Source organism: Pandoraea pneumonica, from assembly GCF_902459645.1.
GTDB lineage: Bacteria > Pseudomonadota > Gammaproteobacteria > Burkholderiales > Burkholderiaceae > Pandoraea > Pandoraea pneumonica.
Genome location: NZ_CABPSK010000003.1, coordinates 124084 through 140492, shown reverse-complemented (window position 1 = coordinate 140492; position 16409 = coordinate 124084). Strand labels below are relative to the sequence as shown.

Genomic DNA, 16409 nt, shown 5'->3' with positions numbered 1-16409 from the left:
TGTTATGCTTGCGAACAGTCTCCCCAGCCCACCTCCGAATGCTCCATCTATTCTTTTCTAACCGGTTCACCACGCTTGAAGCTGCCCTGTTGCGCGATCTCGCGCAGGCGCCGGGAGATCCGTTGCATTCGGAAACCATCGTCGTGCCAAGTGTGGCGGTACGCCGTCGGCTCGAACTGGACTATGCCGACGTGTTCGGCGTGTGCGCGAACGTGCGTCTGACCTATCTGGCGCAATGGTTGTGGGACATGGCGGGCAAGCTGCTGACGGTGCCCGAGAGCTCGCCGTTCGCGCCGGACCGCCTTGTCTGGCCGCTTTACCAATGTCTTGCCCAGCCGTGGGTCAAAACATCCCCTCGGCTGGCAGGCTATCTAGCTGAAGCCGACGACGTTATGCGCTTTGAGTTGGCCGAGCGGCTGGCCCACATCTACGATCAATATCTGACCTACCGGCCGAACTGGCTCGAGCGCTGGCAGACGGGCGACAAGATTCCCGTCGGCGGGGCGGCTGGCTGGGGCGATGTTCAGCGAGACGACGAAATCTGGCAGAGCGACTTGTGGCGGCGCGCGTTGCAGCACTTGAATATTCGTGAGCGCCACCCGACGCTGCGCGCCATCGACCAGATCGAACAATTGACCCCCGAGACGTTGCCATCCGGCTGGCCTGCGCGTGTGTCGGTATTCGCGCTGTCGTCGATGCCGCCGCTCTCGATGGTGATGCTCAAGGCGATGTCGCGCCTGATGGACGTGCATTTGTACGTGCTCAACCCGTGCGAGAGCTACTGGTTCGATATCGTGCCGCCGTCACGTTTGTCCTATTTGAAGCGGCGCGACGGCACGGCGCACCGCGAGGTCGGTCACCCGCTGCTGGCCGAGTGGGGGCGACAGACGCAGTCGCACATCGATGCGCTGTATGCCGATCTTGCCCAGCAGGCGGTCGAAGACCGTGCGCTGTTCCAGCCGAATCCTGCGCCGACGCTGCTCGCCGCGCTGCAAAACGGCATGCTGACGCTCGACGACGGGCGTTACGGGGTGCCGGAAGGCGTGAGTGCGGATGGCTCGGTGCAAGTGCACGTCTGCCATAGCCTCGCGCGCCAGATCGAGGTGCTTCATGACCGTCTGCTGGCGTGTTTTGACGAGATACCGGACCTTCGCCCCGACGACGTACTGATTACCGTGCCGGATCTAGGCAAGGCCGCGCCGCTGATCGATGCCGTTTTCGGCACGGCGACGCCTCGCATCCCCTATCTGGTGACCGGGCTGCCGCCTACCCGTACCAACCCCGTTGCCCGAGCATTCGCTTCGATCTTGGCGTTGCCGCAATTGCGCGTGGCAGCATCCGATCTCGTGGAGTTGGCGCGCACGGAAGCCGTGGCACAGCGCTACGATCTCGCGGGCAATGTGCTCGATTCGATTCAGAACTGGTTGCACGCGGCTGGCGCGCGACGCGGCTGGCGCGGCGATGCGCTGTTGCGGTTGGACGCACAGGGCGCGCAGCGGGGCATGGGAGGGGCGAGGGAGCAGGAAGCAGGGCCCGATGTGCCAACCGCCACCCCCGCCTTGGAGCGCCACACGCTAGGCGACGCGATGATGCGATTGTTCCTCGGCTATGCCCTGCCGGACGATGCGCTGCCGGTCGACGACTGGTTGCCGGTGGGCGGTATCGAAGGCGGCCGTGCGGAATTGCTGGGGGAGTTGGCGCGTCTGATCGACGATCTGGATGCCACGGCGGTGGCGCTGCAAACCGAGCGCACGGGGCTGGCATGGCGCGATCAGTTGCTCGCCATGTTGGAGCAGTTTTTCTCCGACGATTCGCGCTTTGCCGACGACGTGGCGGAAGTGCGCATGGCGATCGAGCAAATCGGCTCGGCCATTGCCGACGGCGCGCCGGAAGTGCGCGTGCCCGTGGAGGTGGTCGCCCGCGTGCTGGCCGACGCCTTGGACGACCCGACGCGCGGCGGTGTGCCGTCCGGGCGCGTCACGTTCGCCGCGATTCCCAGCCTGCGCTCGCTGCCATACCGTGTCGTTTGCATGCTCGGGATGGACGATGGCGTGTTGCCGGGACGCGTGCGAGCCGACGAATTCGACCTGATGCGCGTATTGCCGCAACGTGGCGACCGCCAGCGGCGCGACGACGAGCGCAATCTCTTTCTCGATCTGCTGCTGTGTGCGCAGGACCGCTTCTTGGTCACCTACACCGGACGCAGTGTGCGCGACAACGCCCCATTGCCGCCGTCGACAGCGGTGGACGAGTTGCTGGACTTCACGGCGCAACTGCTAGCTCCGGCGTCGCAAGGGTTTCATGCGGACGAGCAACGCGAGGCTCGCGAGCGGCTGGTTGTGCTGCACCCGTTGCAGCCGTTCTCGCCCGCATATTTCGACGGCCAGCATCCGTCGCTATACAGCTACGACGTCTCCAACGGTGAAGCCGCGCGGCAACTGGCGGCACAAATGGCCGCGCCAGCACCGGAAGCCCCGGCTGCCCCATTTGTGAGCGAGCCGCTACCGGCGGTCGCGCAAACGCACCTCACGCTCGATGATTTGCTGCGCTTCTGGCGGCATCCCGGGCGGGCGTGGGCGCGTGACCGGCTGGGCCTCACGCTGGGTGACGTGCTCACGGAAGTCGAAGACGACGAACCGTTCGTCCTCGACTGGGCGGGACGCGACGCATTGGCGGCGCGGCTTTTACCGCGCCTGCTGCGTGCCGAAGATGGCGACGCAAGAATGCGCGCCGACGCGATTGAGCGCATTGCGCGCGTCAGCCATGAACTACCCGGAGGCGCGACGGGTGCCGTATGGCGTCGTCGGGAACTGGGCGGCTTGCGTGCGTTGGCTTCGCAAGTGCGTGAAGCGCAGGCGGAAGGCACGCAAGAGATCTTGACGATGTTGCCGGTGGCACCTGCGCTGCCTGAGGGATGGGAGGCGGCGACCGGGGCAGCATGGCACGGCGATGCGACGCTTTCGGCACCGTGCCTGTTGCAAGGACGGCTCGCGCCCGTGTCGCGTTACGGTTTGGTGATGTACCGCTACGGCAGCCTGCGGCCGAGCGATTTGTTGGCGGCGTGGTTATCTCACCTCGCGCTGTGCGCCCATTTGCAGCAGCCGGAGCACGCCGGGCTGGATGTGGCGGCACGCACGCTTTGGTACGGCGAGGACGATACGTTTGCGCTGCGCCCCGTGGAGAACGCCGAGACATTGCTCGGTCAATTGGTCGCGTTGTACCGGCTTGGGCAAACGCGGCCGCTGCCGTTCTTTGCACGCAGTGCGTGGAAATTGGCAAGTACGGGTAAGCCGAGCGACGCGCAGAGCCAGTGGGAGGGGTCGGCATTTGCCCGCGGCGATGCCGATGACCCCTACACCCGGTTGGTGTGGCGAGGCGTGGAAGATCCGCTGGCTTCGCCGTTCGATCTGCTCGCGAATACCGTTTTCGGCCCGTTGGTCGCCCATCTCGAACTCGTGGAGGGCGCATGACGCAGCTTATCGATCTTGACGTCTTTCACTGCGATCTCGATGGGGTCTGCCTGATCGAAGCGTCGGCCGGGACCGGCAAGACGTGGAATATCTGCGCGCTTTATGTGCGGCTCTTGCTCGAGCGAAATCTCACCGTCGAGCAGATCCTCGTGGTGACGTTTACCAATGCGGCGACGGCCGAACTGCGCGAGCGCATTCGCGGCCGGTTGTCGGGGCTGGTCGCTGCGATGGCACCGATGTTCGATGCGGCGGATGACGGCGCGGGCGAGGATGAAGCCGACGGAGACGATGACTTTCCCGACTTCGATCCCCATGCAAGCGACGATCCGCTGTTCACGGTAATGATTGCCGGGTTGATCGAGCGCGGCGAGATGTCCGTGAAGCAGATTCGCGAGTGCCTGCAAGCGGCGTTGCGCGGTTTCGATCAGGCGTCGATTCACACGATTCACGGCTTCTGCCAGCGGGCGCTTGCCGAAGTGCCTTTTGCGGCGGGCTTGCCGTTTGCTTACGAATTGGTGCCGGACGATAACGGTGTGCGGCACGATTTGGCCGTGGAGTTCTGGCGTCGTGTGGTAGAGCCGCTGGCCGCCGAAGACGACGGGTTCGCCGCGTGGCTGGTGGATCGTAAGCGCTCGCCGGGGACGTTGACCGATCAGCTGGCCCGGCGTCTGAAGAAGCCCATGTCGGCATTGCGTTGGCCCGAAGCCGTGCAAGCCGATGCGACGACGGCGGTAGATGCCGCGTTGCTGGCAACCTACGCGGACGCTCGCGAGTGCTGGGAGGCCGACGCGCAGGGTATTGCCGAATTGATGCGCAAGGCGTTGCCGTCGTTCAAGAAGAATATCTATCACGAGGCGTCGCTCGCACAGGCGGTGTCCGCGTGGCAGCGGTATCTCAATGCGCAGGATGTCGGTGCGTTGCTTCACGCGAAGGCTGAGTTGCTGACGACGACGCGCTTGGCCAAGGACATCAAGAAAGGCGAGACACCGCCCGATCACCGGTTCTTCGGGCTGGCCGACGTGCTGGTACAGGCACGCGCCGACGCCGACGAACGCTATGCAATGGCGTGGCTTCGTATCTTGCGTGAATGGCTGATGCAGGCGCCGGATCAACTGGCACAGCGAAAACGCGAACTGCGCGTGGTGTCGTTCGACGATCTGCTGGGCAATATTGCGCGCGCGCTCACGCAACATCCCGACTTGGCCGAAGCCCTGCGCACTCGTTATCCGTGCGCGCTGATCGACGAGTTCCAAGATACCGACCCGCTGCAATTTGCCATCTTCAACGCGGTGTACCGTGCCGAAAGCGCCGAAAGCGCCGAAAGCGCCGAAAGCGCCGAAAGCGCCGAAAGCGCCGAAAGCGCCGAAAGCGAGCGGGGCGGCAGTGGCCCGATGTTCATGGTCGGCGATCCGAAGCAGGCGATTTACAGCTTCCGCGCCGCCGATCTTCACACGTATCTGTCCGCGCGCGAGAATGCCGACGCGGCGTACACCCTTGCCGTCAATCAACGCTCGACACCCGCGATGATCGAAGCGGGCAACCGATTGTTCGGCGCGAACGACCGGGCGTTTGTGCTCGACGGGCTTGAGTATCCACCGGTACGTCCGGGGCAACGCCGCCGGGAACCGCTGACCGACGGGCGCGCGGTAGCCGACTTCACCGTATGGTGGCTTCCGGAAGGCGAGAGCGGTGACGAAGGCAAAGGCGATGGCCCGCTGTCCAAGGACGAAGCACAGCAAGCCTGCGCGCGGGCCACGGCGGCTGAAGTCGCACGCTTGCTTGGCGATGCGTCGCGCGGTGATGTCCTCATCGGCAACGATGCGTTAGCGCCGGGCGACATCGCAGTCATCGTGCAAACGCACCGGCAGGGCGCGCTGATGAAGGCAATGCTTGCCGAACACGCCGTAGGCAGCGTCGAGCTCACGCAGGACTCCGTGTTCGCCAGCGACGAGGCTGAAACGCTGCTGCGCGTGCTGCGTGCCGTGGAGTCGCCGGGCGATGTGCGCGCATTGCGCGCGGCGCTCGCTACGGAATTGTTCGGCCTCGACGCCATGGCACTGTTCCGTATGCAGACGAGCGACGCGTCCGACGCCGAGGCTATCGCCTGGATCGAACGGCTGCAACGCTATCGGCAGTTGTGGATCGAGCGCGGCTTCTCGGCGATGTGGCGCACGCTCATGCGCGAACTTGGGCTGGCCGCGCGGCTGGTGGCGCAGTCCGGTGGTGAGCGCCGTCTGACCAACTTCATGCATCTGGCCGAGTTGGCGCAAGCCCGCTGGGCCGAGCAGCCCGGCATGCCCGCCTTGCTGCGTTGGCTGGCCTCGCAGCGCAACGGCAGTGGCGGCGAAGAAGCGCAATTGCGTCTCGAGTCCGATCAAAACCTCGTGCAGATCGTGACGGTCCACAAGTCGAAGGGCTTGGAATACGGTGTCGTGTTCTGCCCATTCCTGTGGGACGGCGCGGTGCGAGACAGCGGCGGTCTCGACGGGCTGGAGTATCACGACGGGCCGGATGCCGTCATCGATTTCACCGAAGCGGGCGCCAAGGGCTCGCCAGCCCATGCCGCGCTACGACGTGAGCAATCGGCCGAACAAGCACGGCTGTTGTACGTGGCACTCACCCGGGCGGTTTATCGGTGTTATCTCGCTGCGGGCATCTACACTTCGCGGCGTAGCGTGAAAGAGGCGTGCGGCGGCATGCTCAACTGGCTGGCCGCAGGGCAGGGCACATCGTTTGACGATTGGATTGCCACGACCGTCGATGCCGATGCACGCGTCGACGCGATTCGCACCGCATGGACCGCCCTTGCCGGTGGACCCATCGACGTGATTCCGCTGCCTGTCGGCGACGCGTTGGGGGCTGGCGAGCGCATTGGGCACGATGCCGCTCCCGAGCTTGCCACGCGCACGAGTACGCGCGCGCTACGGGAAGTGTGGCGTATCGGCAGCTTCTCGGGTTTGTTGGCGGGCATGCATACCGGACCACAATTGGGCGGCGGTCAACTCAGTGCGCCAGAGCGCACCCGCCCCGATTACGATGCGCAAGCCAACGCAGGCCCGACGTTTGCACTACCGCCCGAGGGCGACGATACCTGGCCGCCTGCCGACGATATTCTGCGGTTTCCCCGTGGCCCGGCGGCGGGCGAAAGCTTGCACCGAGTGTTCGAGCTGGCCGATTTCACCTCGCGCAGCCAATGGCCGCAGGCCGTCACACGTGCGTTGCGCGAGCGCCCCCCCGGGCGCGGTGCGGAACAGAACGATCTCTGGCGGGCGATGATGATGAACATGCTGGCCGACACATTGGCCACACCGCTTCGCCCAGGTGTTCGGCTGGCCGACGTGGCGACGACCGAGCGGCTCACGGAAATGGAGTTCACGTATCCGGCCGACGCGGTGTCGCTCGACGCCTTGCGCGGTCTGCTGCGTCAGCACGGTTACCCCGATCTTCCGCTCGACGCCACGGTATTACGCGGCTATCTGAAGGGCTTCATCGACTTGGTGTTTCGTCATCACGGGCAGTGGTGGATTCTCGACTGGAAGTCCAATTATCTGGGCACCGCCCCCGAGAACTACGGTCCGGACGGCCTGCGCGAAGCCATGGCCGATCACGGTTATCACCTGCAATACCTGCTCTATACGCTGGCGTTGCATCGCTATTTGCGCCGCCGCTTGCCTGACTACGATTACGACCGCGATATGGCGGGAAGTCTTTACCTTTTTGTGCGGGGTGTGCGCCCCGATTGGGCCGAGGCCAATCAGTTGGAGGACCATGTGCCGGGGGTGTACTTCGATAAGCCGTCGCGCGAGATGGTGGATGCGCTTGACGGGTTGTTCTCTGCGGGCGAGAACACCGCGTTGGCCGAGGCGCTGGCCCTGGACGGCCGTAATGGTAGCGATGACGTCGATGCCGGGGAGACGAACGCATGAGCGAAGTCCTCCATCAAAACGATCCAGCAGCGAGCACACTCGCGGACACTGGCGTTGTTAGGCTAGCGCAGGGTTTTGCGCGCCGCATGACGATGCTCGCCCGTGGGCGGGGAGCCGACGAATCGACTTGTCGGTACGTTTGGCGTGCCGCCTTGGCGGTCAGTCTGGCAACGGCCGAAGGGCATGTGTGCGTGCCGCTCGACAACTTTCTCGACGCGCAGGCGAGCGGCGAACTGTTTCCGGACGACGCACCTTCGCTGTCGGTTTGGCGCGATGCGCTGTTCGCCAGCGGTCTGTGTGCACCTGCCGACCTCGCGTTGACGTTGGCCAGTGATGCGCAATCCGACGCGTGGCCGCTTTTGCTCGATGAGAAAGATCGCCTCTATCTTGCGCGCTACTACGTCTACGAAGCGCGTCTTGCGGCAGCGCTAGGCCGCAAGCTGGCGAGTTCGGAAACGACGCCTGTCACCGCACAGGATCGCGCCCGCCTGCGCAAGTATTTCGGTGACGGGGTGCTTACCTCGCCAGACGGTCAACCCGAACCCAATTGGCAGATGGCTGCCGCAGCATTGGCGTTGCAACGCTCGCTCGTGGTGCTCAGCGGCGGGCCGGGAACGGGGAAAACGACGACGGTGGTGGGCCTGCTCGCGTGCCTGCTCGAACGTGATGCCAATTTGCGCGTGGCGCTGGCCGCGCCCACAGGGAAAGCGGCGCAGCGGATGCAGGAGGCCCTCACTGCACGTCAGGACCTACCAGAAGCGGTACGTCAGGCGTTGCCGGAAGCGGCGCTCACGCTCCACCGCCTGCTGGGGGTGCTACCCGAGTCGGCCGAGCAAGTCGGTCGCCGCTTTCGCCATCACGCGGGCAATCCGCTGCCTTACGATCTGATCGTCGTCGACGAAGCCTCGATGATCGATTTGTCGATGGCAACGCAATTGCTCGAAGCGGTGCCCGATGGCGCGCGCTTGATTCTGCTGGGCGATAAGGATCAGTTGGCCGCCGTCGAAGCGGGCGCCGTGTTCGGGGAGTTGAGTGCCAAACGCGTGTTTTCTGCCGACATGCGCGAGCAGTTGTTGGGTGCCTTGGGCTGGCCGCAAGCGACACCGCCTGTGCAGGGGCCATTAGCCGCCAGTGCGCAAGGCAGCACGTCGCGCGGTTTGGAAGATGCCGTGGTCTGGCTGGAGCGTACGTACCGGTTCGGCGAGAACTCGGCGATTGGTCGATTGGCAACGGCGATCAAAACAGGACGCGCGACCGACGCGCGCAAAGCGTTTTCCACCGATTGCGCGTCGTCGACATCCGCACCCGATCGCGTGAGCTTGAGCGAAGACGGCGGCGTGCAACTTTCCACAGCGAACCTCAACGCACTTGCCGACGGTTACGGCGCGTACCTCGACGCGTTGACCGACGCTGTCACGCTGATCGGTCAACTCGGTGACCCGGGAGCGGCCACGGCAGGCGACATCGCCATGGTGGCGCAGCCGGTCTTCGTGGCGTTCGGTCAGTTCCGGGTGTTGTGCGCGACCCGAGGCGGACGCCGTGGCGTTGAATTCCTTGGGGCGCAACTCACCGCGTTACTGGCGCGCCGCGCGGGTGTCGCCCTCAATGCCGGGGGCGGTGCGTGGTTTGCGGGGCGTCCGGTACTGATCACGCAGAACGAATACGCACTCAATCTGTTCAACGGCGATATCGGCATCGCACTGCCGCTGGGGCCCGGTGGTGCGTTGCGCGTGGCGTTTGCAACGCCGGACGGCGGGTACCGGCTATATTCACCGGCGAGCCTGCCAGCGCACGAGACGGCCTTTGCGATGACGATTCACAAGTCGCAAGGGTCTGAATTCGAGCGCGTGGCGATCGTGCTGCCCGAACAGTCGAGCCGCGTGCTGTCGCGTGAGTTGATCTATACCGGCGTGACGCGCGCGCGGCGTCAGGCGTGGCTGTATGCGCCGTGGCAAGTGATCGCGTCGGCGATTCTGCGCCCGACACAGCGCGATGGTGGTTTGACCGATCGACTGGCGCAGGTCATCGAGGCGATACCCTCATGACCCGCGCGTTCGTCAGGACGTCTGCTTTTGCGCGGCAATCGCCGCTTCGGCGAGCGACCCGAGACGGGTGACGAGCAACTGGTCGATCTTGTAGTTATCGATGTCGACCACTTCGAACTTATAGCCCATCGCTTCTGTCGCTTCCGACTTCTTGGGAATGCGTTTGAGCTGATAAATCATGAAGCCAGCGATGGTTTCGTAATCGCCCTCGCCGGGCAGTTCGTCGATATCGAGCGCCTTCTTCACGTCTTCGACCGAGGTCACGCCGTCGACGAGCCATGAGTGCTCGTCGCGTTGCACGATTTGGTCTTCGTCCGCCGGGTGGACCACGTCGCCCATGAGCGCGCCGACGATGTCGTTGAGGGTGACCACGCCCACCACCATGCCGTATTCGTTGATGATGACGGCAAAGCTCTCACGGGTTTCCTTGAAGCGGGCCAGCGCTTCCGAGAGGTTGAGTGTGTCGGGAATGACGAGCAGTTTTTTCGCGTAGAGGCGGTCCAGATTGCGGATCACGCTCGACAAATCTTCGCTGGCAATGCGTTGGAGCAAGTCTTTCGAATCGACATAGCCCAGCACGTTGTCGATTTCGCCGCGGCACACGAGATACTTCGAATGCGGGCTTTCGGTGATCTTCTGGCGAATGCTGCGCTCTTCTTCCGCGATGGTGAAATACACCACGTCGTCGCGAAACGTCATCACCGAGCCGACGGTACGCGATTCGAGCTCAAACACGTTCTCGATCAGGTGCAATTCTTGTTTGCGCAGGACGCCAGCTTCGGCACCGGCACCGACCATAGCGGCAATGTCCTCGGACGTGATGTTTTCGATGGCATGCGTCGGCAGCTTAAAAATGCGCAGAAACATGTTGGCGATGCCGTTGAAGATGAACACCAGCGGGCGAAGCACTTTCAGGCAGAGCAGCATCGGGTCGATGATCGCCATCGCCACGCGCTCCGGGTTGACCATGGCGAGCCGTTTCGGAATCAGGTCGGCAAACTGAATGAAAGCAATCGTGATGAACAGGAACGAACCGATGCCTGCGAGACGCAGGGCCATCGCCTGATCGGTGAAGGACGAGAGCCAGTCGAACAGATAGCCGGTCAGAAAACTCTCGCCGAGCACACCGCCCAGCACCGCGACCGCGTTCACGCCGATCTGTACGACGGTGAAGAAGTTGCCGGGTTGCTCCTTGAGTGCGAGCACTTTGATCGCCTGTTGGTCGCCCTTTTCCATGAGCACCTGAAGTTTGGTGCGCTTGGCGGCGGTCAGGGAAATTTCGGCGGCGGAAAAGAAGGCGCTCGCCAGAACCAGCAACAAGATACTGAAAAGAAAGCCGTAACCACTCATATTGTTGTCACCTGTAAGTACAAAGTCAGGCGCACAGCAGCGACGGGAGCAAGGCGGTCGCGCCTCGGAACTGAGGTTTGACCGGTTGCGCGGAGACATTTCGAAACAAGGCCGGACGGCCGTCATTTTGAGATGCCTTCGGGCTGGGGTGCGGAAAGCGCGTCCCCGGGAAGCGTTGCGCAATGCGAATCCTCGGGAGCGCAGCAGCCGCGTCGGCTGTGCCGCTGACCGATAGCATGCCATAAGTCCGTGTCGCCCCGACAGCGGCAACCCGCCGCCCCTCCCGCCGCCCCTCCTGTTTCCCGACGGGCGTTGACTGTCGCCTGACGAGCGGTGGCTTGCGCAAGTTGAGCGGGGCGGCGTGCAGAACCGATAATGTTGCTCAGCGCCGTCGGGCATCGTGAACGCCGCTTCGACACCATGTCGGGGCCGTGGTCGATCACCACGTTCACCGCACTGATGGAGGGTTTCACGATGAATGGCTTACAAGCTTTTCCGGGCGGACATGGCGGACTTGGCGGGAATGCCCTTGGGCAAGCTTCCGGCGCGCCTGCGCCGGTTCCCTTTCACTCGCCCCAGGCGCCTTCGCCGGAACGCATGACGGACGCGGCGTTGGACGGCGTGAGCAACATCGAAGGCGGGCGTCCGATTTTTGCGCGTCTGGGAAGCGCGTTGGCGTTGGCAGCGGCCCGCCCGTCAATCAGTGCCCTGCGCGATGCGTTTCGTGCGGACTACGCATCGAGCGCGAGCCAACTTTCCGGTGTGAGCGATGGGTTTGCGGCGCAGGCCCCCAAAAACGGCACGCAGCGCGCAGTGCCCGTCCTGTGTCCGTCGTCGGTGCAAACCTTGTACGTTTGTGCCGGACCCGCCGTGGGATCGCCACGCCCGGCGGCGACGGAGTTTGCGAATCATCCGGTGTTGATGCCGGACGCACGCAGCGAACGCGGGCAGGTATGCAACGACGTCGTGGGCGGCTCGCTAATCGGCACGGACGGACGCAACGGCACTTCGGTTTATGAGGTCGTTCGTTCCGATGTTGCCAAGACGGTTGGCGATACGGCACGCCGCTGGACCGGCAAACCCGATCTGGTCGGCAAGAAGGAGTGGGAACGGGCCTGTCTGGTGCGCGAGCCGGTGCATTCGTTCGTGAGTCAGGTCAATCAGCGCTTGCATGAGGGGAAGCGTACGTTGCCGGCTGCCGACGCCACCGAGTGGATGCTGCGCGTGGCGCTTTCCACCGGATCGCCGATGCAACAAGCGATGGCGCGTACCGATCTTCCGGCAACTGTCGCGGTGTGTTCCAACGACTGGGCGAAGCTGGCGCTGGGTATCGAACAGACCGGCGACGCGCACTGGGGGATGCGCCACACCGACGTCATGCAGTCGGCACGGCTGCCGCAAACCAACACGCCGTCGTTCATGGCCTTGGCGACGTCGATGCATACGTCGCTGCGCCCCGAGGTGGCGTGCCTGCGGCTACGCAACGAGATGACGGCGCTGGGGGTGCCAACGCAGCGTGCGCTGAGCGGGGATGAAGACGAAGTGTCTTACGAATATCCCGATGCCTGATCTGGCACCGACACCGCCACCATTTAACGCTGCATAAAAAAACGCGCCCGGATCGCTCCGGGCGCGTTTTTCATACGCAAGCTATCAAAGCCGTGGGCTTCAGGTGCGTTGATAGATCTCGGCACCCTTCTTCACGAACTCGACCGCTTTGACTTCCATGCCTTGCTTGAGCGCGGCTTCGTCCGAGATACCTTGCTTGGCCGCGTAGTCGCGCACGTCCTGCGTGATCTTCATCGAGCAGAAGTGCGGGCCGCACATCGAGCAGAAGTGCGCCACCTTGGCGGAGTCCTTCGGCAGCGTCTCGTCGTGGAATTCACGCGCCTTGTCCGGATCGAGACCGAGATTGAACTGGTCTTCCCAACGGAATTCGAAGCGTGCCTTCGACAGCGCGTTATCGCGAATTTGTGCGCCCGGGTGACCCTTGGCCAGATCGGCGGCGTGCGCAGCGAGCTTGTACGTGATGATGCCTTCCTTCACGTCGTCCTTGTTCGGCAGACCCAAGTGCTCCTTCGGCGTGACGTAGCAGAGCATGGCCGTGCCGTACCAGCCGATCGTCGCGGCGCCGATGCCCGACGTGATGTGGTCGTAGCCGGGGGCGATGTCCGTCGTGAGCGGTCCGAGCGTGTAGAACGGGGCTTCGTCGCAGTACTCGAGCTGGAGATCCATGTTCTCCTTGATGAGCTGCATCGGCACGTGGCCCGGGCCTTCGATCATCACCTGCACGTCGTGCTTCCAGGCGATTTGCGTGAGTTCGCCCAGCGTCTTGAGCTCCGAGAGCTGCGCTTCGTCGTTGGCATCGTAAATCGAGCCAGGACGCAGGCCGTCGCCCAGCGAGAACGCCACGTCGTAGGCCTTCATGATTTCGCAAATCTCTTCGAAGTGCGTGTACAGGAAGCTTTCCTTGTGGTGAGCCAGGCACCACTTGGCCATGATCGAGCCGCCACGGCTCACGATGCCGGTCATGCGGTTAGCGGTCATCGGCACGTACGCGAGGCGCACACCGGCGTGGATGGTGAAATAGTCGACGCCCTGCTCGGCCTGCTCGATGAGCGTGTCGCGGAACATTTCCCACGTCAGGTCTTCGGCCTTGCCGTTGACCTTTTCGAGCGCCTGATAAATCGGCACCGTGCCGATGGGCACCGGGCTGTTACGCAGAATCCATTCACGCGTTTCGTGAATGTGCTTGCCGGTCGACAGATCCATGACCGTATCGCCGCCCCAACGGATGGCCCACGTCATCTTGTCGACTTCTTCGCCGATCGACGACGTCACGGCCGAGTTGCCGATGTTCGCGTTGATCTTCACGAGGAAGTTACGGCCGATGATCATCGGCTCCGATTCCGGGTGGTTGATGTTGTTCGGGATGATGGCGCGGCCACGGGCGATTTCGCTACGCACGAATTCAGGCGTGATTTCGGCGGGCAGGCTGGCACCGAAGTGCTGGCCCGGATGCTGGCGCGAGAGCAGCTTGGCAAGACGCTCGCCCTGCGGGCCGGCGTTGCGCACGCTCTCGATGTATTCCTGACGGCGCAGATTTTCGCGAATGGCGATGTATTCCATCTCGGGCGTGATGATGCCCTGACGCGCGTAGTGCATCTGCGTCACGTTCTTGCCGGCCTTGGCGCGGCGCGGCGTGCGGTGCAGGCCCGGGAAACGCAGTTCAGCCGTGGCCGAGTCGTCGGCGCGCTCGCGGCCATAGGCCGACGAGAGGCCGGGCAGCGCTTCGGTGTCGCCACGTTCTTCGATCCAGGCGGCGCGCAGTGCGGGCAGGCCCGAGCGGATGTCGATCTTGGCGTCCGGATCGGTGTACGGGCCCGACGTGTCGTAGACGAAGATCGGCGGGTTCTTTTCACCGCCGAAGCTCGTGGGCGTATCGGCTTGCGAAATTTCACGCATCGGAACGCGCAGGTCAGGGCGCGAACCGTTCACGTAGATCTTGCGGGAATTGGGCAGCGGTGCGATCGCGGCTTCGTCCACGCGCGCGTTGGCTGAGAGGAACTTCGGATTGGCGTTCATGCAATGTCTCCTGGCGGGGCACGTGTTGACGCCGACAAATTCGGCGCAAAGCGGCTCAGGAGCATGAACGGGGGCGAGTGACTTCTACGCTCCCTGCGCTGGCATTATCCAGATCAGGTTCTAAGGGTATTTCTCACCCACAACTCACGTTGCAGGACCCCTGCGCTAGCTTTGCGGCAACGATACACCGACATGACGGGCGAACACAAGCGCGATGTGTCCCGAAAACCATCCGAAAATTGTTCCGATGCGACATCCGAAAAATGGTGCGCTGCGTCATACGAGGCGGAATTTTTCGTCGTCGTCGAAGGCGCGGGCGAGCCGCTTCGCGACGTCGTCTGCGCTGGCGACGGGCACATTGGTGAAGCTCATCACGAGCGCTGGCGGCAACTCGCGCTCGATACGGAAATACGACAGCGCCCCGGGCGCCAGACCATGCGGGTGGGCCGCACGGGATACCGCCCGATCGTTGCGATGCGGTTCGATCCAGCCCAGCAAATGCATGCCGCCCGCTTGTTGCGCGAGCTCGATCCGGCCGCCGAGATGTTGTCGCAGCGCGTCAGCCAGCGCGGCGCGACGCTCGCCGTAAAGCTGGCGCATGCGCCGGATGTGGCGGCTGAAATGCCCTTGCGTCATGAAGTCGGTAACCGTGGCCTGCTCGATCCATCCGTGCACGGGGCTGAGGAGGGCGGTCGCCGCGATAAATGCGTTGCACAACTCAGGTGGCACGACGAGATAGCCGAGCCGCAACCCAGGAAACAACACCTTGCCGAACGACCCCGCATAAAGCACGCGCTCGCCGCCATCCAGACTCTTGAGCGCGGGCAGCGGTGCGCCCGTGTAGCGGAATTCGCTGTCGTAGTCGTCTTCGACGATCCACGCTTGATTGGCCTGCGCCCACGCCAGCAAGGCGAGACGCCGTTCAAGCGGCAGCGCGACCGACAGCGGCGACTGGTGCGATGGCGTGATGACGGCGAGCCGCGCATTCGGGGCTCGGCGCTCTCCCTCGGCAACGTCGAGGCCATCGTTGTCGACGGGCACCGGTACCAACGCCGCACCCGCCATCCGCAGGGCTTCATGCGCCCGGAAGTAGCCGGGATCTTCACACCACACGGCGTCGCCCGGTTGGAGCAGTACGCGGGTGATCAGCGCGAGTGCGCCTTGAAAGCCGGTGGTGACGATGACTTGGGCCGGATCGCAGTGAATGCCGCGCGCGATCGCCAGATAGCCTGCGATGGCCTCTCGAAGGGGGGCGATACCGGCGGCGTCTTGATAGCTCAAGGCGTCGGACGGGAGATGACGGGCATGCCGCGCTGCCAGTCGCGCCCAGAGCTTGCGGGGAAACTCGTCGAATGCTGGCATGCCGTTTTGCAGCGGCATTGGCGTGCCGTGTGCGCTGAGCGGCACGTGACTCGGGCTCTCGGCGGTGGGGCCTGGGGCCGGTGGGCTGTCCTTTGTGCGTGCCGAGACCGACGGCGGCAGGGCGGCGCTGTTGGGGGCGCTAGTGGGGGCGCTGTTGGGGACGTTAGCGCCGACACCCTTGCGCCGACCGGCATCGCTGGTCAGTACCTTGGCGGCAGCGTCCAGACGGGCCGCGCTGAGTTGGGGATTGACGCGGCTACCAGCCGCGCCGCGTCCGATCACGAAGCCTTCGGCAACGAGCCGCTCGTAGGCGGCCTCGACGGTGCCGCGTGCCACGCCTAGTTCGCTCGCCAGCGCACGTGTGGACGGTAAGCGCGACGACGGGGCGAGCTTGCCGGAGAGAATGCCTTCGCGAATTCGCTCGTACAGCGCGCGATAGGTCGGCATGCCGGTCGCGTGTGCGGCGTCGCCGAGGTGCAGGGCGCTGAGGTCGGAGCTTTCTGATCTTTCGGACCTTTCGGACACGTTGGACGAATCAGACATGTGAGGGGGCTCCGCTAAGGCACCGGCATCTCGGGTGGATTGGCCTACTTTTTGGCCTACCGATTCTATTCTGTTTTGGCTCTTCCGAAGGGGGCCAAGAGCCCGTATCGTTGCATCCATCGACGCAC

7 protein-coding genes and 1 riboswitch are annotated in these 16409 nt (G+C 63.9%); of the genes, 4 read left to right on the top strand and 3 right to left on the bottom strand.

Annotation, left to right across the window (positions count from 1 at the left end):
• Positions 1-38: 38 nt before the first annotated feature.
• Genes recC through recD form a run of 3 tightly spaced genes read left to right on the top strand, consistent with a single transcriptional unit; the run spans position 39 to position 9441 of the window.
• Complete coding sequence (gene recC / locus PPN31114_RS16100; protein ID WP_150680548.1) at positions 39-3470, top strand: exodeoxyribonuclease V subunit gamma; 3432 nt, start codon at positions 39-41, stop codon at positions 3468-3470.
• Positions 3467-7396, top strand: coding sequence for an exodeoxyribonuclease V subunit beta (recB, locus tag PPN31114_RS16095; protein ID WP_150680547.1), 3930 nt, complete (start codon positions 3467-3469; stop codon positions 7394-7396). The genes recC and recB overlap by 4 nt, the downstream gene beginning before the upstream one ends.
• Positions 7393-9441 (top strand): exodeoxyribonuclease V subunit alpha, encoded by a 2049-nt coding sequence (recD, locus tag PPN31114_RS16090; protein ID WP_150680546.1) that lies wholly within the window; start codon positions 7393-7395, stop codon positions 9439-9441. Before recB ends, recD begins: the two co-directional genes overlap by 4 nt.
• A 12-nt stretch (positions 9442-9453) precedes the next feature.
• On the opposite strand, the gene paeA is transcribed toward recD, so the two are convergent.
• Positions 9454-10791 carry a polyamine export protein PaeA gene (gene paeA / locus PPN31114_RS16085; protein WP_150680545.1) on the bottom strand — a complete coding sequence of 446 codons (1338 nt, stop codon included), beginning with the start codon at positions 10789-10791 and terminating at the stop codon, positions 9454-9456.
• Positions 10792-11166: 375 nt separating this feature from the next.
• Between paeA and PPN31114_RS16080 the strand changes: the two genes are divergently transcribed.
• A complete protein-coding gene (locus PPN31114_RS16080) occupies positions 11167-12360 on the top strand; it encodes a hypothetical protein (RefSeq protein ID WP_150680544.1) in 1194 nt (397 codons plus the stop codon).
• Positions 12361-12459: 99 nt separating this feature from the next.
• Here PPN31114_RS16080 and thiC read toward each other — a convergent pair whose 3' ends face one another.
• Both thiC and pdxR read right to left on the bottom strand, forming a co-directional pair.
• Positions 12460-14376 (bottom strand): phosphomethylpyrimidine synthase ThiC, encoded by a 1917-nt coding sequence (gene thiC, locus PPN31114_RS16075; protein WP_150680543.1) that lies wholly within the window; start codon positions 14374-14376, stop codon positions 12460-12462.
• 73 nt (positions 14377-14449) lie between these two features.
• A riboswitch (TPP riboswitch) is annotated at positions 14450-14548 on the bottom strand.
• Between the two features lie 104 nt (positions 14549-14652).
• Positions 14653-16281, bottom strand: coding sequence for a MocR-like pyridoxine biosynthesis transcription factor PdxR (pdxR, locus tag PPN31114_RS16070; protein WP_217426957.1), 1629 nt, complete (start codon positions 16279-16281; stop codon positions 14653-14655).
• Positions 16282-16409 lie beyond the last annotated feature (128 nt).